At 40.3% G+C, this 20,531-nt stretch carries 16 protein-coding genes; 3 read left to right on the top strand and 13 right to left on the bottom strand.

All coding sequences use genetic code 11. The features are described from left to right. Positions 1-26: 26 nt before the first annotated feature. Entirely contained in the window at positions 27-1,223 is a 1,197-nt protein-coding gene (locus ACY3XC_RS24245; protein WP_464870868.1) for a hypothetical protein, read from the bottom strand. A gap of 279 nt (positions 1,224-1,502) precedes the next feature. Here ACY3XC_RS24245 and ACY3XC_RS24240 point away from each other — a divergent pair, with 279 nt between their 5' ends. Further along, the gene (locus ACY3XC_RS24240) at positions 1,503-2,807 is read left to right on the top strand and encodes a UDP-glucose dehydrogenase family protein (protein ID WP_464870867.1); all 1,305 of its coding nucleotides are present in this window, start codon (positions 1,503-1,505) and stop codon (positions 2,805-2,807) included. A gap of 67 nt (positions 2,808-2,874) precedes the next feature. Here ACY3XC_RS24240 and hprK read toward each other — a convergent pair whose 3' ends face one another. From hprK to ACY3XC_RS24220, 4 genes are all read right to left on the bottom strand, one after another. Next, positions 2,875-3,804 (bottom strand): HPr(Ser) kinase/phosphatase, encoded by a 930-nt coding sequence (hprK, locus tag ACY3XC_RS24235; RefSeq protein WP_464870866.1) that lies wholly within the window; start codon positions 3,802-3,804, stop codon positions 2,875-2,877. Positions 3,805-4,067: 263 nt separating this feature from the next. Next, positions 4,068-4,223 carry a hypothetical protein gene (locus tag ACY3XC_RS24230; protein WP_464870865.1) on the bottom strand — a complete coding sequence of 52 codons (156 nt, stop codon included), beginning with the start codon at positions 4,221-4,223 and terminating at the stop codon, positions 4,068-4,070. A gap of 107 nt (positions 4,224-4,330) precedes the next feature. After that, complete coding sequence (locus ACY3XC_RS24225) at positions 4,331-5,071, bottom strand: hypothetical protein (protein WP_464870864.1); 741 nt, start codon at positions 5,069-5,071, stop codon at positions 4,331-4,333. Then, positions 5,061-6,128, bottom strand: a complete 1,068-nt coding sequence (locus ACY3XC_RS24220; RefSeq protein ID WP_464870863.1) for a hypothetical protein — start codon at positions 6,126-6,128, stop codon at positions 5,061-5,063. The genes ACY3XC_RS24225 and ACY3XC_RS24220 overlap by 11 nt, the downstream gene beginning before the upstream one ends. A gap of 438 nt (positions 6,129-6,566) precedes the next feature. Here ACY3XC_RS24220 and ACY3XC_RS24215 point away from each other — a divergent pair, with 438 nt between their 5' ends. Beyond that, positions 6,567-8,030 carry an amidohydrolase family protein gene (locus ACY3XC_RS24215; RefSeq protein ID WP_464870862.1) on the top strand — a complete coding sequence of 488 codons (1,464 nt, stop codon included), beginning with the start codon at positions 6,567-6,569 and terminating at the stop codon, positions 8,028-8,030. 136 nt (positions 8,031-8,166) lie between these two features. Here ACY3XC_RS24215 and ACY3XC_RS24210 read toward each other — a convergent pair whose 3' ends face one another. The 7 genes from ACY3XC_RS24210 to ACY3XC_RS24180 form a co-directional block, all read right to left on the bottom strand. Further along, on the bottom strand, positions 8,167-10,230 hold the full coding sequence (locus ACY3XC_RS24210; protein WP_464870861.1) for a sensor histidine kinase: 2,064 nt from the start codon (positions 10,228-10,230) through the stop codon (positions 8,167-8,169). Continuing rightward, positions 10,217-10,903 carry a response regulator transcription factor gene (locus ACY3XC_RS24205; RefSeq protein ID WP_464870860.1) on the bottom strand — a complete coding sequence of 229 codons (687 nt, stop codon included), beginning with the start codon at positions 10,901-10,903 and terminating at the stop codon, positions 10,217-10,219. The genes ACY3XC_RS24210 and ACY3XC_RS24205 overlap by 14 nt, the downstream gene beginning before the upstream one ends. A gap of 178 nt (positions 10,904-11,081) precedes the next feature. Beyond that, positions 11,082-12,623: a BCCT family transporter gene (locus tag ACY3XC_RS24200; protein ID WP_464870859.1), complete on the bottom strand. Its 1,542-nt coding sequence runs from the start codon at positions 12,621-12,623 to the stop codon at positions 11,082-11,084. Positions 12,624-12,800: 177 nt separating this feature from the next. Beyond that, on the bottom strand, positions 12,801-13,892 hold the full coding sequence (locus ACY3XC_RS24195; protein WP_464870858.1) for a tartrate dehydrogenase: 1,092 nt from the start codon (positions 13,890-13,892) through the stop codon (positions 12,801-12,803). Positions 13,893-14,096: 204 nt separating this feature from the next. Beyond that, complete coding sequence (locus ACY3XC_RS24190; protein WP_464870857.1) at positions 14,097-15,548, bottom strand: aldehyde dehydrogenase family protein; 1,452 nt, start codon at positions 15,546-15,548, stop codon at positions 14,097-14,099. After that, on the bottom strand, positions 15,541-16,623 hold the full coding sequence (locus tag ACY3XC_RS24185; protein ID WP_464870856.1) for an aromatic ring-hydroxylating oxygenase subunit alpha: 1,083 nt from the start codon (positions 16,621-16,623) through the stop codon (positions 15,541-15,543). Before ACY3XC_RS24185 ends, ACY3XC_RS24190 begins: the two co-directional genes overlap by 8 nt. 39 nt (positions 16,624-16,662) lie before the next feature. Continuing rightward, positions 16,663-17,688, bottom strand: a complete 1,026-nt coding sequence (locus ACY3XC_RS24180) for an NAD(P)/FAD-dependent oxidoreductase (RefSeq protein WP_464870855.1) — start codon at positions 17,686-17,688, stop codon at positions 16,663-16,665. A gap of 234 nt (positions 17,689-17,922) precedes the next feature. On the opposite strand from ACY3XC_RS24180, the gene ACY3XC_RS24175 reads away from it, so the two are divergent. Continuing rightward, positions 17,923-19,290 (top strand): sigma-54 interaction domain-containing protein, encoded by a 1,368-nt coding sequence (locus tag ACY3XC_RS24175; RefSeq protein ID WP_464870854.1) that lies wholly within the window; start codon positions 17,923-17,925, stop codon positions 19,288-19,290. An 82-nt stretch (positions 19,291-19,372) separates the two neighbouring features. On the opposite strand, the gene ACY3XC_RS24170 is transcribed toward ACY3XC_RS24175, so the two are convergent. After that, entirely contained in the window at positions 19,373-20,065 is a 693-nt protein-coding gene (locus tag ACY3XC_RS24170) for a hypothetical protein (RefSeq protein ID WP_464870853.1), read from the bottom strand. Between the last annotated feature and the right edge of the window lie 466 nt (positions 20,066-20,531).

Below are 20,531 nucleotides of genomic sequence, written 5' to 3'. Positions count from 1 at the left end.
ATAAAAAAGCCGCATAAGCGGCTTTTTTATTTTACTACACCTGAAAGGACAGGCACAATCGCTCCACTGTGCGTTGCAGCTTCTTCAGCATTTTCAGCTGTAATGGCTTCATACCACTTTTGACCTAGATCAAGTAATTCTGCGGTCTTTTCTTCACCTAGTTTATGATTTAAGACAAGCTCGATATCTTTCATAAAGACATTACCTTCCATAGCTTGAACACGAGCATTCACAGTATCGCCTGCTTTTAAAGTTTCGCCTGCCTTTTCGTGATATCCAGTAATTTTACCAATAAACGCTTGAGCAAATAAAGTAGAGACCTCTTCAGGATTTATAGATGCTGCTTTTGTTTGGCTAAAATCAAACAACACTTGCAGCTTATTGGCTGCTTCTTCATTCCCGCCAGAAAGAGAACCCTTAATCGCTTGATAGAATCCTAATGCTTCTGTTTGCATGATCATTAACTCTGTTTCATCTGTCTTGCCTTCTTTAACAGCTGCTGCAATTTTTTCAGCATAAGAATTTGCTGCTAAATAATAGCTTCGGTATACAGACTTATCAGTGATTTGCTTATAGACATTGAAGTCAGCAGCATTTTTACTCGCAAGTGCCTCTTCTTGAAGTTTTAATCCATTTTGGATGTTCTCTACTAGACTATCTTCACCCGTTAATTCGTAAGAGCCATCACGCTTTTCAGCAGTTGGGATAATGACTTCGCTAAGAACATGCTTTACCTCTGCAAATTTTCCTTCTGCTTTCGCTTGATCGCCAGCTTCTAATGCTGTTCCAACCTCACCATGAAGTTCCTTTTGTTTTGCATAAAAATATGCTTGAGTTCCTTTATCAATTAATTGACGGGCTACATTTTGTTCCAATTCCCCGCTTTTACCTGCATTAATTCCAGATGCAATGAACGTATCCAAATCGCCCGTAACTGCTTTTAATTCCTTTTGATATGTAGATTCAACTAAATCCCAATCCACTTCTTGATTTTTTTTCATCTTGTTTAACTCATCCATCATTGCTTTATAATCAGCAACTTGTTTAGCACTAGCGGTTTCTTCAAGAACAAAAGCTTCACTTTGTGCTTTGTCTTGTGTTTTTGTTTCCTCCGCTACTTTCTCTTCCTCTTTCGGTTTACTAGCAGTTTCTTCTGAGCCGCAAGCAGCTAGTATGGAACCAGCTAGAGTAATAGACGCAAATAATAACAAAGATTTCTTCATTCCTTAACTCCCCTTATTCTTGATTGATAATTTGTGTTTGTAAATGATAATGATTTTCATTACTAACTGTCTGATTTGATTCTACCGATAATGATTATCAATGTCAACTGTATTTTTTGCAAATTTTTCAAAAAATTGTATCCAAATACAGACAACCTATTCATCGTAAAAAAACAGGGCTATGATTGAATTTTTTCCACGGATAAGACAAACTAAAAGAAGCAAAGGAAGCAGGGGACGGATCTTTGCATCCACTCTGACTTTGAAAGGAACTATGAAATGAGAAACATTACTGTTATCGGGGCAGGCCGCGTTGGTTTAGTTACCGCAATCTGTTTGGCTGATGTCGGTCATTTTGTTCGGTGTTTTGATTTGGATGCTCATAAAATTAACCAATTACAAGATGGCATTGCCCCATTTTTCGAACCAGATTTAGAAATCTACTTAAAGAAGAATGTCGAAAAGGGAAGATTATCTTTTACAAATAATATCCAAGAGGCATTGACCGATATAGAAATTATTTACCTTGCAGTCGGAACACCGCAAAACGAAGATGGTACAACGAATCTTGATTTCATCATGAAAGCAGCGGAAGATATCGCGGAAAACATCGGCGATAATCCAACCATTATTGTGACAAAAAGTACGGTACCAGTTGGAACGAATTCTGCAATTAAAAATTTCCTCCACTCCCATCTTAAAAGGGATATTAAAGTTGAGGTTGTATCAAATCCTGAATTTCTAAGGGAGGGGTCGGCCATCTATGACTCTTTTCACGGGGACCGCATTGTCATTGGATCTGATAATGAATGGGCTTCGGGTGTGATAGAGGAAATTAACAAACCTTTTGGTATTCCTATCTTTCAAACCGATATTCGAAGCGCAGAAATGATTAAATATGCTTCGAATACCTTTCTAGCAACAAAGATTACGTTATTGAATGAACTAGCAAATATATGTGAGCATGTCGGGGCTGATATAGAAGAAGTGACTTATGGCATGGGCCTTGATCATCGAATCGGCAGCACATACATGAAACCAGGCATTGGCTTTGGAGGCTCCTGTTTCCCGAAAGATCTTCTTTCCCTCCTGCAAACAGCAAAGGAAGTTGGCGTTCGAGGAGATCTCATCGAATCAGTCATGAAGGTAAATGCCAATCAAAATATTCAGCTGCTTCAAAAAGCAAAAAATCGATTTGGCCGTTTACAAGGGAAAAAAGCTGCCCTGCTAGGCCTTTCATTTAAACCAAACACCGATGACATCCGGAACTCAGTCGCTCTCGTATTGGCAAAAGAGTTAATTAAGGAAGGCGTCATACTAACTGCCTACGACCCTGTATCCATTGAGAGCGCAAAAGCCGTGCTGGGAGATACAGTCAAATACACGCAATCGATTGAAGAAGCAATTTCAGGTGTAGAGATGGTTTTTATCGCCACAGACTGGGATGAAATAAAAGACTTCCCCCTGAGAAAATATGAAGAGTTAATGCTCACCCCTATCCTATTTGACGGCTGGAACTGCTACCCATTAAACCTAGCATCAAACCATCGTCTAGAGTATTTCTCGATTGGCAGGAGGAAGTAGGTCCGTGGTCCATAGGTCCATGGGTCGGTTTTTGTGGTTAGGCTGACCACAAAAACTGTCCCCACGGTCACTCCTGGTCTTTGATTTCAGCCTCAACCCTGCTCATGAATTCTTCTACTGCACTATACCCCTGCTGTTTTAAATACCAGTTGTTTGCTGCTGCCTCGATTAGGCCTGCCACATCACGTCCAGGCTGAAGCTGGATTTCCATTGAGGGGATTTTCACTCCCATGTAATCGGTATAATGATATTCCTGTTCTAAGTCATTATATAAGGCGTCCTTCTCCCACTTGGTCAAATGGATATCAAGGGAAATTCGCGTTTCATCCTGAAAAGCCTTACGACCATATAAGCGGACCACATTTAACAATCCAATACTGCGGAGAGCCAGGAATTCCCGCGTCTTTCCATCATGTGTCCCCAGAATCGTTTGCGAGCTCAGCTTCTTAAGGACAACGACATCATCCGATACCAGCCGGTGTCCGCGGCGAATTAGTGTGTGGGCCGTCTCGCTTTTTCCTACCCCCGAATTTCCGCGAAGTATGATTCCAATGCCAGACACATTCATACAAACCCCATGAACCGCCATTTCTGGTGCTAGTTCCTTCACCAAAAACGCATCCAATTTGGGAATGTACTCCGAAGTAGTCTCAGGCTGATTGGTAACTAACAAGGGGATCCCCTGCTCTGTACAATGGTGAATTAAATAGGTAAGTCCTTCTTCACCAGCCGTTACGATAAAACAAGGCGGATGATAGTGAACAATATTTCCGATTCGAATTTTCCGTTCCTCTTTACTTAACTTATGTAAATAGGTAACTTCCTTTTTTCCTAATATTTGAACTTGTTCAGTGGGAAAAAAATCAAAATGCCCCACAAATTCCAGTCCAGGTCGATGCACCCTTGATTGCGTAATGACCTTCTGCAGGTGATCCTCGCCAGCCAATACCTTCAATGAAAACCTTTGTACCAAGCTTTCTACTGTTACTTTTTTCAACCTATACTCACGTCCTATTGCTTTTAGTAAAATTATACTTAATAACTTTGGAAACGTCATCATTTAAGGATAACACTGGGAACCCCCTCCAACAAAACGAATGGAAAAGTTTAGGTTCTGTTATAACTGAATGTTGAATGTGTATGAAAAAATAAGCGGAGAAATTCCGTTTAAATTTGGAAATATGGGTATTTCCCTATAAATAAGGGGAGTTTTTCCGCTTATGTCATCCAAATCTTTGGATTTTGTCTTATTTAGAGAAGTTAATCGGAATTTCTCCGCTTAAATCTACTTCCTAAGCCTTCCCTATATACATTAGCCGGAAATTCTCCGCTTATGATTTCTATACCTAGACGAAATCGATACGAATATGGGCCTACAGCAGCTGGTGCCTTTTTTGTTTGTACCTTTTTTATCATTTAGTATTCCTCCTTTTTGGTCTCAATTAACTATTTTGCCATTTTCGTGCCAAGGATAGAATCTAATGAAATAAAGCCAGGCCAGCAGCCTGGCTAAAGTATTTAAATTACTTTAATAAAAAAATCAACACCATCAATAAAAGCGAAACACCCTGTCCCACTCCCAGGCCAATCAGCCATTTTTTAAACAGGCGCTCTCTCCTCAAACCGCTCTCAACACTCAGCTTCCACTTTTCTTCCCATTTACCCTGAGCGTCTTTTTGGACTTGCACCATCTGCTCGGTCAACTGCGCAATTTCAGCCTGTCTTCTATCTTCAACCGCATTAAGCTCTGTTAATATCAGACTTAATCGGTCGCTCACCACTTCATATTTCACATTCAAGACGCCAGCCTGCTCACTCAAAGCTTCCGTCAGCTGCCGAATACAAGTCAACACCTTTTCGGTTTCCCCGACGATAAACGCTTGATCCTCCTGCTGAAACCCTTTGGCATCGGCTAACAGCTTTTCCGTCTTCTCTAAATGCTCCTGATATTGCTGGTGCCAAAAGGCAATCTTCTTTTCCAGCACCAGGATATTCTCATCGAACCGTTCCATCCCACGGCCAAACAACTCCGTCTGCGGGTCAATGAGCACTTCCTTTAACTGCTCACTAACCTGCACAGGGAAACTGTTCATCGATTTCTTCATGTTTTCAATCGATTCATGGACTTCTCCATTCAGTTCCGAAATCGTCTCTTCCCGGTCCTTCATCAGCTTCTTCAGGTCATCATAAAAAAGTTCGTTATTGATTTTCTTCAATGATTGAATGGCCTCGTTATATTTCTCATCCATTGTATTAGTATTCATTTCCAATAATCCTCTCCGCTTGCTTTAAAATAATTTGCCCGTACTGGTGATAGGCCCATCGTTCCTCATCAGAAGCATCCCGTGCTAACAGCTTCTCCTGCCAGCCTGAAGCAGCTCTCACAAACTCTTCTTTTAAAATATCATCCAGCAGGTTAGGCCGCAGCAACCTCTGTTCCCATTCCTGCTTCGCACTATCCAACTGATCCTTAAGCTCCGAAATACGCTCTTCCATTTGCCGATTCTTTCCCTCTAAATCTAGCACCTTTTCATCAGCTAAACGTTTTTGCTCGTTATTACTTTTCCATAACTGCATCAATTCTTCTTTAGCATTCCTCTGAAACTGGTTAATCTGGTTCATATAATACTCATAAACAATTTTGTTATTCCATTCTAACGTTCCAAGTGCAAGCCAATAATCTTCTTCAAAATTCCCTGGCTTTAAATATTGATCAAGGCCCCGGCCATGCTTCAAACTAACATCCACTATAGGCGGGTTGATCTCAAAATCAAACTTGGCGGCAGAAGAGGTGTTCTGCATACTCCTTGTCAACAACAGCCAAACCTCAGAAAGCTGCCTTTGATAAAAATCTAGCATTTCTGTCTCCGCCAAATGATAGTTTTCCATCAACTTGGATATCTTCCGCTCCTTAAAGATCACTTGACCCTTATTATCAAAAGTAAACTTGTCATCCAATACGCACTGGTACTTTTCCAACTGAATCCCATCCAAGCTCGCAGATCCACTCTCGTAAATCGCAAGCTCTTTTTGCATAACATCAAGAGTCGGCTCCAACTTCTCGAGAATCTGATGGTTTTCCGCGATGGTTTCTTCCAGCGTTTTCAGCTCCATCTCCATCCGTTCGAGATCGAGTTTCTGCTGTTTGCACAGGCTATGCTCAATGTTTTTTATCTCTATAATTCTATCTTCAGGTGTACTTAGCCCCTCATCCTCCGCATACCTTTCACCATCAAATCGCTTAATCGCCTCGTAAATCCACTGGTCCTTCTCTTCCTCAAGCCTCAAAAGCAAATCAGCGACCAAACTTGCATTCACCATCCATTTCACTCCTATGAAACTATATATTTCCATTTTACTACACTTCCAAGCAGACTTCGACATTTCTCTGTTTCCACAGCCCATGGGGACGGTTCTTATGGTCTTTTGGTCGAAATGAAAAGATATAAGAACCGCTTTTTCCAAACGCTCGCTTAGAGAACCAATAACTTATAAGTTTATAGCGTTTATGAATGAAAAAAAGAACACTATTATATTACAATTTTCACCATAGAACGCTTCTATTTTTCTATTTGCCAATTGACTCGCCAAATCAAATACTAAATAAGCTAGGCATTTACCTGTTTTTTTGGGATACAACAATCTCCAATTTATGCATATTTAAGGTTTGCTTCATCGGTTTGTATTTTATTTTTTTATTTGAAGATAATACAAATTGCTACATATTTTGTAAGTAAATTGTCTTAATGGAGGAAAAAAATGAAACGAAGAGCCAAGGTTAATGTTTCAGTGATTATGTTGATTGTAATTTTACTGCTGGGGGCCTTTGGTCCGTACACGAATAATGGGTATCGTGTGGAAGCAGCAAGAGCAAAAGAGAAAGCTGATATTGTAATTAAAAATGGCTACATTCTTACGATGAATGAAAAAAAGGATGTTTTTCCAAAGGGAACAGTCGTTATAAAAGACAAAAAAATTATCGCCGTAGGGGATGAAAAACTCGAAGATCAATACAAGGCATCGAAAGTGATCAATGCAGCTGGCAATATTGTGATGCCGGGAATGATTAATACACATAACCATGTTCCGATGGTTGCGTTTAGAAGTATTGGTGAAGAAGGCGTAGGCAACCGGTTATTTGAAGTGTTTTTTCCACTGGAAGAAAAACTCCTTTCAAGGGATCTCATTCATAAAGCTTCCATCCATGGTGCCATTGAAATGGCAATGGGAGGAGTTACCACCTATGCGGATATGTACTACCACGAGGATGAGGTAGCAAAAGCAACAGAAAAGATTGGAATTAGAGGGGTACTAGGAGAAACCGTTATTGGATTTCCCGTTGTCGATGCTCCCGAACCATACGGCGGCCTGAAATATGCGGAAGAATTTATTAAACAATATAAAAACAGTGAATTAATTACTCCTTCCGTTGTAGCACATGCACCATACACGGTAAGTCCTGAGATGTTAAAGGCTTCTAAAGCCTTGGCAGATAAATATCAAGTACCCTTTGCTCTACATGCGGCGGAGTTTGCCGATGAAGCGCAAAGAGTGGCAAGTAAATATGGACAAACGCATGAATCCGTCATTAAATACTTAGATTCTTTAGGGATACTCGATGAAAATACGATGCTCGCACATGCCATCCATATTGATGATGAAGACATTAATATTATAAAAGAAAGAGGAGCTACGATTGCTCATAATCCAATTGCAAATACAAAAGGGGCAACCGGTGTCGCACCAGCGATTAAGATTGACAAGGCCGGAATTAGGATGGGATTAGGAACCGATGGACCCATGAGTTCAAACACCATGGATGTGTTTGGAACAATGGGATATGCCGCAAGAATTCACAAGCTTGTCAACAAAGACCAAAGTCTGATGCCTCCAAGTAAGGTTGTGGAACTGGCAACGATTGGCGGCGCGAAAGCCCTTGGGTTAGATAAAAAAATCGGCTCTCTTGAAGGTGGCAAATTAGCAGATATTATTATTGTCGATGTATATGCACCAAATACATTCCCTACCTATGATCCATATGCCACGCTAGCGTACGCAGCTGGACCACAAAATGTTAAAGATGTAATCGTGAATGGAAAAATAATTGTAGAAAACAAAAAGCTTAAAACATACGATTATAAGAAAAATCTGAAGGATATGGAAGAAATCTATAAAGAAGTTGAAAAAGTAGAAAAAACACTGCCATATCATAAGAAACAATAAGAACAATGCTGTCACCTCCCGAATAATGGCGAAGAATCCGTCAAAAATCCGGGTGGTGACACCTATTTTACTGTTGGCACCACAAAAAAGAATAGGACATCTCAACGATATCCTATTCCCATTCTTTAAAAAGCTATTAATCCCTATATTTAGGCAAGTAGATCATTGACTTAAATAAATCTCCATCTACTTGAATGGTGAATGTCCCTTTTTGGATATCGATGAGGCTTTCCGCAATCGATAGTCCTAAACCGCTGCCTTGACTGGTTCTGGATTCATCGCCTCTTTTAAAACGCTCCATTAGTTCCTCTGCTGTAATATTTAACTCATACGCAGAAATGTTCTTGAAGGTGAGAAGGACTTCGCTGCCTAAATCTTCAATATCGATATACACCCGCGACCCTTTGAGCGCATATTTGAATATATTGGACAATACGTTCTCAATGGACCTCCATAGTAATTTTCCATCAGCTGCAACATATACCTTTTCCTTAGGATAATGGAACTTAAAAGCTAAATCGAAATCTTCAATTTTATCGCTTACTTCCCCAAGCCCCTGGGTGATTAACGAGACAATATCGATACGCTCCAATTGAACCGGAATACTCCCGCTAGAAGCCTTAGCCGCTTCAAATAAATCATCAGTCAGGATTTTTAACCTTTTCGATTTTTGATCGAGTACCTTGATATATTCCTCTGCCTTTGATGAAAGCTTTTCTTTTTTCAATAAATCAACATAGGTAATAATCGAAGTTAACGGTGTCCTGATATCATGGGATACATTTGTGATGAGTTCGGTTTTTAACCGCTCACTTTTCAATTCGCTATCCACAGCCTTATTCAACCCATCGGTGATGCTATTGATATTCGCAGCAAGTCTCGCAAACTCACCTTTTCCGCCCACATCGATGGTATGATGAATATCTCCATCCTTTATCCTCTCTACCCCTTCTTGTATGGCCTGAAATGACTTAACTCGCTTAAAAGCAATCCATGCTGCCAGACCTAAGGTTACCGGGAAGATAAAAAACGTTGCCGCAACCACTATCGGGTACCCGATGACAATCAATACCGTCTTGACCCCAACACTGCCGCTATCATAAACACTTTTTACAAATTGAAACAGCCTGTTGAACATTCGATAAATCAACATATACCTGAAGAACGTTCCATTCTTGAATTTCTTTACGAGCGATAGAATCAGCACAAACAATGCTGCCGCAAATGGAACCGTAATCGGAATCACCATGTTCTCGATGTTAGGGGAAACGACCTCCTCCATAATAGCAACCCAAGTAAATAGTAGACCCAAACCAAGCAGGATTTTTAAATCAACATACCATTTATCCACTGCATTTATTTGCAGCTCTTCATCCTTAAAGGACCTTCTTCCGGTCACGAGCAGCAGATAAACAAATGAAAGGATAAATCCTGCAAGAAAGGCTAATAATCGGTAAAAAACACCCTTAATAATGACTTTATTTTCTTTCCATTCTTCTATTTTTTCATCTAAAAAATCCTTTGTAAAAGCAATCGAAACAACATGGCTTTCCGGATCCAACTCATCGATTCTTTCTGTAATCCAGTAGAAATGTTCATTCTCTATTACTTCCTTTGGATAGATGTCTCTTTTATATTCCTCAAACATCATATAGGAAGGATACGTTTTAAACCTTTCTTCTTCTGTACTTGTGTTTGTATACTCGTTTACACCATCACTTGCGTAATACAGGGGAGCCTCAACCTCTTCCAGGCTCTGCACGAGTAAATGGTATTCCCTTAAATCATTTTTTATCAGCTTATCCCTTGCCTTCGCGATTTTATCGGCATATTCGGTTTTAAATTTTTTATAGTTTTCCGCTTCACTAGCATTTGGATTATAACTTTTGGATTGATACACGAAATCTGAAAATAAGGGGTCCTCTTCGCCTCTTAATTCCTCCTCCGTAATACTTCCGCCCTTTAATATATGTTCCTCACTCTTAAACTCCCCAAGCAGTCTCGTTAGATTGCTAACAATACTCTCACTTTCCCGCACATATGCCTTGCTTAAAAAGTAGTTTTCTTCAAAAACAATACCAAGATCGCCATCATTAACTTCCTCAACATCTACAAATGCTTTGATGACACCTGTAAAACAGGTAATCATCACCATAAAAACAATGATTTTCGTTGTCATCAAGTGGCTATATTTTTTCAACTTTATATCCAACTCCCCACACGACCTTCAAATATTTTGGCTCTTTCGGATTGATCTCTATTTTCTCTCTGATTTTTCTGATATGAACGGTAACCGTATTCTCCGGACTAAAAGCCGCTTCATTCCATACCTTCTCATAAATCTCCTCGATGGAGAAAACCCTTCCGGCGTTTGCAGTCAGAAGCTTTACAATCTTATATTGAACCGGTGTCAGGTGGACCATCTCTCCATCAACCGTGATCGTTTTACTTTCATCATCGACAATGAGTCCCCCCGTTTGATAGACATTACTCTTGGTTTCAAGCCCCCCAAAGGATGTATATCTTCTCAGCTGTGATTTAACCCTTGCGATGAGCTCTAAAGGATTAAACGGCTTGGTGATATAATCATCTGCTCCAATATTTAATCCTAAAATTTTGTCATAATCCTCAGATTTGGCTGAAAGCATGATCACTGGTATTTTATTAGCTTCCCTAATTTTCATAGTAGCTCGAATTCCATCCATCCTAGGCATCATGATATCCATGATAATAAGATGGAGCTCCTGCTGATCGATGATTTCGATCGCCTCGATGCCGTCAAAGGCTTTAAATACTTGATAGCCCTCATTTTCCAAATAAATTCCAATCGCATCCACAATTGCCTTATCATCATCACAAACCAATATGTTCATGAAGCATATCTCCCCTTTAATTTTTGCCTCTATAATCATAATACCCATCAAATCTTAACAAACTCTATATATAAATCTTAAGATTTTCTTAGCATTAAAGAAAGCCGCTAGAATCCATGGTCCCGGGGTTTAGAAGCAATACGCCCCTCGGTTTTCCCGAGGGGCGTACTGTGTATTCTTATGCCTTTTTTGAGATAATTTTATTTTTTAAGGTGACGGGTTGTTCGTTTTTTGCTGACATGATTTTCAGTTCGTTTGTCAGTCCTTTATAGGTGGAATAACACATAACGAGCATTAAAATGGCCAGTGGGATTGACGTTGCCACGAGGGCTGATTGTAAGCCCGACAAACCACCCGTCATAATTAATACAGCGGAAACGGCTGCAATGACAACACCCCAAATGATTTTAGTAGTATGAGTAGGATTCGGATTACCGTTTTCACTAATCATCCCAAGTACGAAAATAGCTGAATCCGCGGATGTAATAAAGAAAATAAGCACGAGTACCATCGCTAAAATACTTAAGAATGTACTCATCGGGAAGTATTCAAAAAACTTAAATAGAGCAGACGTTACATCCGATGAAACTGCAGCTGCGATGGCTGTTTTGCCTTGATTTTCGATTAGATCAATCGCTGATCCCCCCATAACCGCAAACCACAAGAAGGAACCAAGTACAGGGATAAAGATAGCCCCCATCATAAATTCTTTAATCGTTCGTCCCTTAGAAATCCTCGCCACAAAGCTTCCGACAAGTGGTGCCCAGGCAATCCACCAGCCAAAATAGAATAGTGTCCAGCTTCCGATCCATGATCCATCACTATATGGCTCCGTTCGGAATGACATACCGATAAAGTTTTGGGCATAATCCCCAATTCCTTGGAAAAAGATTTTTAAGATCGATTGAGTTGGTCCAAGTACGAGCATAAAAGCTAATAAAAGAAACGCCAACAGCATATTCAGATTGGATAAGTATTTCATGCCGCTTTGCAGTCCTGATACCGTTGATCCAAGATAAAGTACGGTTACGACAGCAATAATGATAACTTGAGAAAGGAAACCTACTGGAATACCCCAAAGGTAATTCATCCCGCTATTCACTTGCAATGTTCCAAATCCTAGAGACGTTGCAATTCCAATTACGATAGAAAGAGTAACAATGATATCAATAAACTTGCCGAACCTGCCATTAATTTTATCTCCTACTAGCGGGTGAAAAGTAGAACTTAAGGAGGATGGTAATTTTTTTCTAAATTGGAAGAATGCTAGAGAAACACCTACGACACCATAACATGCCCAGGCGGAAACACCCCAGTGCAGATAGACAAATTGCATTGCGAGCTTTGCTGATTCTTCGGATGATGCCTTTCCGAATGGAGGATCAATATAGTAAGATACCGGTTCTGCCACACCCCAAAACACAAGACTAATGCCGATAGAAGCACTGAAAAGCATAGCAACCCATGAACTTGTTTTAAATTCAGGGCGATCGGTATCATCACCTAACCGAATATGTCCAAACTTTGACATACCAATATACATGCAGAAAGAAAAGAAGATAAAAACACTGCCGAGAATAAACCAGCCTAAGTTATTATAGATAAAACTCAGAGATGAGTTGGAGAAATTCTCTAACTGTTTTGGTGCAAAGATACCGATACTGATTAAGGCTAAGCTTATAGCCAACGAGAAATGGAATACAGTTTTCTTACCGTTCATATAAACACCCCTTTATCCTAGATTGATTTGGGTTTTCCCAATTGAAAGCGATTTCTAAAAATGATACAAGAACATTGATAAATGGATTTTTTTATATTACATTCGTTAGAATATTATGAATTTTCAAGGCGGTAGGATATCATATGAAGAGAAATCCTTCATATGATATCACACATTTTACACGTTTAACTTGTTTGAAGAAACAGTAGATTCAATGATTTCAATAATCTTATCAGCTACTTCGCCAGTTGAAGCCGTTCCACCCATATCTGGTGTTAAGACTTGCCCTTCCACCATAAGCTGTTCAATGGCTTCAAGCACTAACTTTCCATATGCTTCATAGCCGAAAAAGTCGAGCATCTGACTTGCGGACCAAATCGTTGCTAACGGATTCGCAATCCCTCGTCCCGCAATGTCAGGCGCAGAACCATGAATGGGCTCGAACATGGATGGATAGTCTCTTTCCGGATTAATATTTGCCCCTGCAGCCAGCCCAATTCCTCCGGCAATGGCTGCACCTAAGTCGGTCAAAATATCACCAAACAAGTTGGATGTAACAACCACTTCAAATCGCTTCGGATCCTTAATCATCAGCATGGCTGCTGCGTCGACAAGGTAGGATGCGGTTTCCACTTCAGGGTACTCAGCACTCACCTCTTCAAAAACCTGATCCCAAAAAACCATCGAATAATTCAATGCGTTCCCCTTCGATATACTTGTCAGGGATCTTCCTTCCTTTTTGGCCGTTTCAAATGCATAACGGATAATTCGCTCCGTTCCCTTTCTGGAAAATACACTGTTTTGTAAAACCACTTCGTGTTCCTGCCCTTTAAACAGCCAATCTCCAGCACCGGAATATTCACCTTCACTGTTTTCACGGATAAACAGCATATTGATATCTTCCCGTTTGACATCGTTTAAGGCGGTTTTTGCCCCTTTTAATAAAGTCACCGGACGTATATTCACATATTGATCAAAGCTTTTTCGGATTTTCAGCAATAAGTCCCACAAGGAAATGTGGTCAGGGACACCGGGAAAACCAACAGCCCCCAGGTATATCGCATCAAATTCTTTTAGCTGCTCTATTCCATCCTCATCCATCATTTTTCCATGCTTCGAATAAAATTCACAGCCCCATGGAAAATAGGTGAACTCAAATTGAAAACTTGAATCGATACTGGCCACTTTATTTAACACCTTGATCCCCTCGTTAATCACTTCCGGCCCGACACCATCGCCCGAAATTACTGCAATTTTTAGTATTTTCACAACAGTTAACTCCCTTTTTTCATATCAGAATTCACATCATTGAACTTTGAGAATTGTCCAGCTATAGCGCCTAGGGGCTCGGGTCATAAGCCGCCCCCTAGGAAAAATTGAACTGCATTTTTCCCTGAAGAAGGCAAAAAGCGCCTTCTTGCAGCGTTCGTCTTATGCCTGTCGCCCCTGGACAAGGCGCTTCCGCTTTTCTTATCAGCTATGATTCCAAACAATCAATTTCATTTCGGTCATTTCTTCCACTGCATACTTAATACCCTCACGGCCTGTCCCACTTTCTTTTACACCGCCGTATGGCATTTGATCAACACGGTATGTGGGTACGTCATTAATAATAACACCGCCTACATGCAATTCCTGTGAGGCAAAAAGAGCATTTTTCACACTATTTGTATAAATACCAGCCTGAAGTCCAAAGCGGGAGTTATTTACTTCTTTAATCGCTTCCTCTACTGAACTTACCTTGTTCACAACGACAACCGGTGCAAAAGCTTCCTGACAAGATACCTTTAACTCATGGTCCGCATCGGTAATAATCGTTGGCTCAAGAATACCGTCCACAAGCTTTCCTCCTGCCGCGATGTTTGCTGTGCTGCCTTCTGTTTCGTCAATCCAGCCTAATACACGTTCAGCTTCGCCCTTTGAAATTAATGCTGAAATATAGGTTTCCGGATCAAACGGGTCACCAATTTTCAATTGCTTCGCCGCTGCCGTGAATTTCGCTACAAATTCTTCATAAACGTCTTCATGGGCATAGACACGCTGCAGAGAAATACATACCTGACCTTGGTTAGAGAATGCACCCATGATACAACGATCGATAATTTGATCAATGTCAATGTCTTTATCGATAATTAAGGCAGCATTGGAACCAAGCTCCAATGTCGTCTTTTTTAATCCCGCTTTACTGCGGATCCCGATTCCGACACTCACACTTCCCGTAAAGGTAACCATGCTCACGCGGTCATCCTCAACAATAGCATCTCCTACTGTACCACCAGGGCCAGTCACAACATTTAGTGCACCGGCTGGAAGACCTGCCTCCTGAAAGAGCTCAGCAATAAAGAGGGCAGAAAGCGGTGTCTGTGATGCAGGTTTTAAGACAATCGTGTTCCCTGCTGCAATCGCCGGCCCTACTTTATGAGCGACAAGGTTCATCGGAAAGTTAAAAGGTGTGATGGCGCCAATTACTCCAATCGGTTCTCTCACCGTATAGCCGAATCGGCCAACACCGCCTGCTGCGGCATCGAAAGGAATCGTTTCGCCATGAATTCGCTTTGCTTCTTCCGCTGCAAATTTATACGTTTCAATGGTTCTTGCCACTTCTGCCTTAGAGAACATAATTGGTTTTGCGGATTCACGCGTAATAATTTCAGCCGCTTCATCTGCTCTTTCTTTTAAAAGACCAACAACCGTTTCTAAAATCTCTGCCCGCTTATAGGCCGGCATTTTCGCCATACCTTCACGTGCGTTATAGGCAGCATCAATCGCTTTCTTCGTAAGCGCTTTATCTGCCATCGCAATTTGTGCGATTTCCTCTCCAGAATAAGGGGAGCGCAGTGGTGCATATATAGCCGTTTCTACTTTTTCTCCATTGATCATTAGGAACTGTTTCGTCGACGTTAATTCACTCACATGTTTACTCATTTAGGGCCTCCAATACCATTTCATGAAATTGTAAAATCGCCTTTTCTGAGGATGAATATCTGCCTTTATTAAAGGCACGAGAACGGAAGCCAATTTGCTCCAGCTCTACAAGCTCAATATCTTCCTGGCGAACCTGTTCTGCAAATACCACTAAGTCTTTTTCTTCTTGAGTCAAGTTTTCATCACGGAAATAATAGGTATAGACAGCCAACGATGTTTCGTGATCAATTGGGATCATTTGGATGGTAGCCATATTACCAGGACCCGGATAAATGGTCACCATCAAATTCGGCCACAACCAGTAAAATGATCCGCCTTGCATTTCGGCTTCATCTAGATTAACCGTTCCATATTTTTTATCTGGTTTTACAACTGTACCTTGGATCGAATAATTGTCACATGTAATGATTTGGTAATCATTCATATCCAGGGCTGCAACGAAACTTGGATGGGCAACATGGCAATGGTCACATTCCAAATAGTTGTCAATATAAGCCTTCCAGTTAGCTTTCACTACACGTGTTCTTTGGTGAGTTCTTTTTAACTCACTTAAGAATGGGAACTTGCTCAACTTTTCAAAGAAATCGCCAAATGACTCGCTTAACGGCTTTGCGTTATCATCAAGATTTACAAAGATTAATGATTCCATAATCCCGATGGAGACAGAACGCAAACATGCATCTGACACACAAGCCGCATCTTCCCCGCGAAAGTTCGGTGCTTTATTCAACTGTCCATCGAGCTTGAAGGTCCAGCCATGGTAACCACATTGCAAGATTTTCTTGTTTCCTGCCTCTGTTCTTTCAAGCTTTGTCGCACGATGCGGACAAACATTGTAAAAAGCGCGTATCACTTCATCTTTTCCGCGAGTTACAAGAATCGGCTCTCCTGCTACATCAAGAGTAAAAAAGTCCCCTGGCTTTTCTAATTGGCTAACATGGCCCACAAGCTGCCATGATTTTGAGAAAACAAGATCCATTTCTTTTTCCAATACTTTCGGGTCTGTATATTTGTCATATGGTAACGGTCTTTCAAATGTACGATTCGTTGCATTTTGCACTTTATTATAAGCCATGATTTTTTCCCCCATAAATAGATTCGATTTTTTTTACTATTAAACTCTTACTATCTGTTCTTTCGTGTCTTTTTTCTCCATCATGCTTGTACTGTGTAGCGGCTGCACCTTCGAATGTGGATCAAGGTAAACCTTAGCATTACTTACAGCTGTCGGTGCCTCACCAAAACCACTGGCAATCAGCTTCACTTTTCCTTTATACGTACAAATATCCCCTGCTGCATAAATCCCTTTGATTGTTGTTTCCATTTGGGAATTGACAAGGATTGAATTCCCTTCTATTTCTAAACCCCAGTCCTTTATCGGGCCGAGCGAGGAGACAAATCCGTAATTGACAAGGACATCATCCACTTCGATTTCTAATGAATCGCCACTGTTCGCTTCTGTCAAAACTACCTTTTCTACCCTGTTCTCTCCTATTAGTTCGACCGGAACATACGGCGTTAAAACCTCTACCTTTGACTTTTTCAATAATTCAACACTGTGTTCATGGGCACGGAACTTATCTCTTCTGTGAATGAGTGATACTTTTTCTGCTATGGGTTCAAGCATTAATGCCCAATCAACCGCAGAATCACCACCGCCAAATACTGCAACCCTTCTTCCAGAAAAGCGACTTAAATCTTGAACGAAATAATGGATATTGGCGCTTTCAAACTTTTCTTCGCCCTCTAATTTCAACTTCCGTGGTTGGAATGCACCATTTCCAGCAGTAATAATGACTGCTTTCGTATAATGAATTCCTTTGTTCGTTACGATTGCAAAAGACTGATCTTCAAGACGCGTGATACTTTCAACTGATTCCTCTAAGCAAAGTGTTGGTTCAAACTGATTCATCTGGAGCATTAAATTATCAATGAGCTCACCTGCTCTCACCTTTGGAAACCCGGCAATATCATAAATATATTTTTCAGGGTACAACGCAGACAATTGTCCGCCTAGCTGGGGAAGACTTTCAATTACTTTTACAGAAGCTTGGCGCATCCCCGCATAGAAAGCGGTAAATAATCCAACTGGCCCTCCGCCGATAATGGTAATATCAAATGTTTCTAGCTGCTCTCCCATATCTTCCCTCCCTTTTGTCTTATGGGAAACGTGCACCGTTCACCAACGAAACAAAATAATGAATGACTCATACCTTTTATAATGCAAGTACTGTGCCAATGTTGTTAAACCCTAGAAACATGCAGATGATTTGTAAAAATATGCTGAATATTACGAATAAATGAGTTAAAATGAACTCACTGTTACTTAATTTGAAGCAAAAATAACTCACTTTTTAAAAAGAGGGGCTTTCTTATGAAAATATCAACTCACACAGGCAATGTAGAAATGACTGTTCAAACTTTATTAAAAATTCTTGATCACTCCTCTGACGAAATCTTCGTCCTTGATGGTGAAAAGCGGATTCTTTATGTCAATCAGGTTTGCGAAAAGCACTATGGGCTTAAACCAACAGAGGTCATTGGAAAGTTTAATGTCGAACTGTTTGAAAAAGGGTATTGGAAGCCTTCGATTGTTCCCGAGGTTTATAGAAGAAAAGAACCATGCTATATGAGGCAGGTCACGAATATTGGGGCGGAGTTAATGACCTCCGCCGTGCCTATATTGAACGAAAAAGGAGAAATCGACCTCGTCGTTATTACATCCACTCAGGTTCAAACCATTAAAATGATGAAGGCGAAAGAGGAGAAAGATGAGTTGAAATCAACTCAAGTGATTACAAGTGAAGCCCAAATTATAACAAATAGTGGTAAGATTAAGAGTATCCTAGAGTTTTGCAAAAAAGTAGCTCCGACAGATTCAAATATTCTTATCCTAGGAGAATCCGGAACAGGAAAAAGCGTGCTGGCTCAATATATCCATAAATTAAGCAGACGGAAGGATGGAGCATTTCTAGCCATCAACTGCGCAGCCATTCCTGAGGAGTTATTAGAATCAGAACTGTTTGGCTATGCAAAAGGGGCCTTTACCGGTGCAAGTAAATTGGGAAAAGAAGGTCTAATCGAGGCCGCAAATGGCGGTACTTTATTTTTAGACGAGATTGGGGAAATGCCTCTATCTGTGCAAGCAAAACTTCTGCAGGTCATTCAGGAAAAACAGTTTATCCCTGTCGGAAGTAATAAAATTAAAAAAGTGGACATTCGGATTATGGCAGCAACCAATAAAAACTTAGCGGATATGGTTCAAGACAAAGCATTTCGCGAAGATTTATTCTACCGTTTGAATGTGATTGATATTCACCTGCCTCCGTTATCTGAGAGAAAAGAGGATATTGTTCCACTCATTTACAACTTTTTAAATAAATTCAATCAAAAATATAATGAAAATAAAGTGATATCCGATGAATGCCTGAACATTCTTATTCACTATTCCTGGCCAGGCAATATCCGCCAGCTTGAAAATTTAATGGAACGGTTAGTGATTGTCAGCAATTCCATTATTCAATTGGCGGATTTACCAGATATTATCAATGAAAGTGTCGGACAGGTTACGCAGCTTGCTCTTCCAAACTCATTGGATAAAGCTCTGGATGAAACGAAGAGGACCCTTGTCAGAAGATCCTTCCAGACGAACAAATCCTCTAGAAAGGTCGCAAACGACCTCGGCATCAGCCAAACCAAAGCATCAAACCTGATTAGAAAATATTGCTCAGATTTGGTGTGAGCTAATGGGGACCTTGGGGACGGTTCTCCTAGTCTTTTTTATTTTAACGATGACCACAAGAACCGTCCCCATGGTCCTACTCTTACCATGAAACGACAATCCACTCATCCTGCTTTTCTATTGAATAATCATCATCAAATTCTTGCGGACCTGCCACTTGAACACTTTCTCCCGTTTGAGCCACTTGTTTGATACCCTCGATAATCTTTTCTGCAGACTCACCTTTGTCTGCCATCAAATCACAAAGTATATCGATATGGTTTGGCGCAGCACTTGCAACCCCCGTACTCATACCGACGAGCACCTCTTCATCTTTCACAATCGCAAAAACGTCAGAATACGGAATAGCATAAAGTGTAGCCCCGTATTTCACCGCAACATTTATCCAATCTTGAAATTTTTCTTCATGCATCAAATTAATATATTTCGAATCTCCAATCATAATAGAATCCTCGGCAGGTGTTTCTTTCTTTTCGTCTACTAGGGGTTCCGTAGGTTCCTGTGATAGGGTTTGAATTTCATTTTCCTCTTCTTCTACCGTCTGAGAAGAAATTGACCTTTGTGTTTCAACATTGTCATTATTTTCACTGTTTATCAGTTTAATATCTTGATTGGTCTCAATCATTTCATTTTCAGTTATCATTTGGGTTGGTTCTAAAGTGATAGTTTGTGGAGATAGTTCAACAGTAGTATCTACCTTACTCTGAGAAACATCTTCAGAAGAACATGCAGCCATTAACATCAAAAGAGTAATCAAAATTAAACCATGTTTCATCCTTTTATTCCCTCCCAAAAATTATATCTACCTATTAAACGTTTTAAAATTGGAAATGTTCCCTATTTTCACAAAAACAGTTCAATAGTTGTAGTTTTTGAGAACTCTTGTGGAGGATTTCCACTTTCAGAATAGTCAAATAAGTGTTACTATTAAATCATTAATATAATTGCGATAGTCATAAAGTTACAGTTCTAACGAGAAACTATACAATGGCTGAACAGCCGGTCTAATCATTCAAAGGGAGTTGTTCTATTTGAATTTTAAATCCATCCTCTGTTTCTTTCGCAAACGACATAAGTACAGTTATTACACAAGCAAATGCATCAGATGTGGAAAAAGTAGTAAATCTATATAAAAAAGAGCCCATTGGCTCTTTTTTTATTCCTTCCTATTAAACTGTGGAATCATATAACTAGGATTTCATTGGATCCTCGACTTCAATAGACCTGAGATCTTTTACGGT

It is taken from the genome of Bacillus sp. CZDM1, assembly GCF_055502545.1.
The sequence above is the reverse complement of the archived record's forward strand: the minus strand, read 5'-3'. Positions and strand labels throughout refer to the sequence as shown.

Excerpts from the sequence above, each read along its gene's own strand:
- ACY3XC_RS24200 (WP_464870859.1), bottom strand. The coding sequence starts at position 12,623 with ATGAACGGTAAGAAAACTGTATTCCATTTCTCGTTGGCTATAAGCTTA.
- ACY3XC_RS24185 (WP_464870856.1), bottom strand. The coding sequence starts at position 16,623 with ATGGCTTATAATAAAGTGCAAAATGCAACGAATCGTACATTTGAAAGA.
- ACY3XC_RS24170 (WP_464870853.1), bottom strand. The coding sequence starts at position 20,065 with ATGAAACATGGTTTAATTTTGATTACTCTTTTGATGTTAATGGCTGCA.
- ACY3XC_RS24225 (WP_464870864.1), bottom strand. The coding sequence starts at position 5,071 with ATGAATACTAATACAATGGATGAGAAATATAACGAGGCCATTCAATCA.
- ACY3XC_RS24240 (WP_464870867.1), top strand. The coding sequence starts at position 1,503 with ATGAGAAACATTACTGTTATCGGGGCAGGCCGCGTTGGTTTAGTTACC.
- ACY3XC_RS24215 (WP_464870862.1), top strand. The coding sequence starts at position 6,567 with ATGAAACGAAGAGCCAAGGTTAATGTTTCAGTGATTATGTTGATTGTA.
- ACY3XC_RS24180 (WP_464870855.1), bottom strand. The coding sequence starts at position 17,688 with ATGGGAGAGCAGCTAGAAACATTTGATATTACCATTATCGGCGGAGGG.
- ACY3XC_RS24190 (WP_464870857.1), bottom strand. The coding sequence starts at position 15,548 with ATGAGTAAACATGTGAGTGAATTAACGTCGACGAAACAGTTCCTAATG.
- ACY3XC_RS24175 (WP_464870854.1), top strand. The coding sequence starts at position 17,923 with ATGAAAATATCAACTCACACAGGCAATGTAGAAATGACTGTTCAAACT.
- ACY3XC_RS24245 (WP_464870868.1), bottom strand. The coding sequence starts at position 1,223 with ATGAAGAAATCTTTGTTATTATTTGCGTCTATTACTCTAGCTGGTTCC.
- ACY3XC_RS24230 (WP_464870865.1), bottom strand. The coding sequence starts at position 4,223 with ATGATAAAAAAGGTACAAACAAAAAAGGCACCAGCTGCTGTAGGCCCA.
- ACY3XC_RS24220 (WP_464870863.1), bottom strand. The coding sequence starts at position 6,128 with ATGGTGAATGCAAGTTTGGTCGCTGATTTGCTTTTGAGGCTTGAGGAA.
- ACY3XC_RS24205 (WP_464870860.1), bottom strand. The coding sequence starts at position 10,903 with ATGAACATATTGGTTTGTGATGATGATAAGGCAATTGTGGATGCGATT.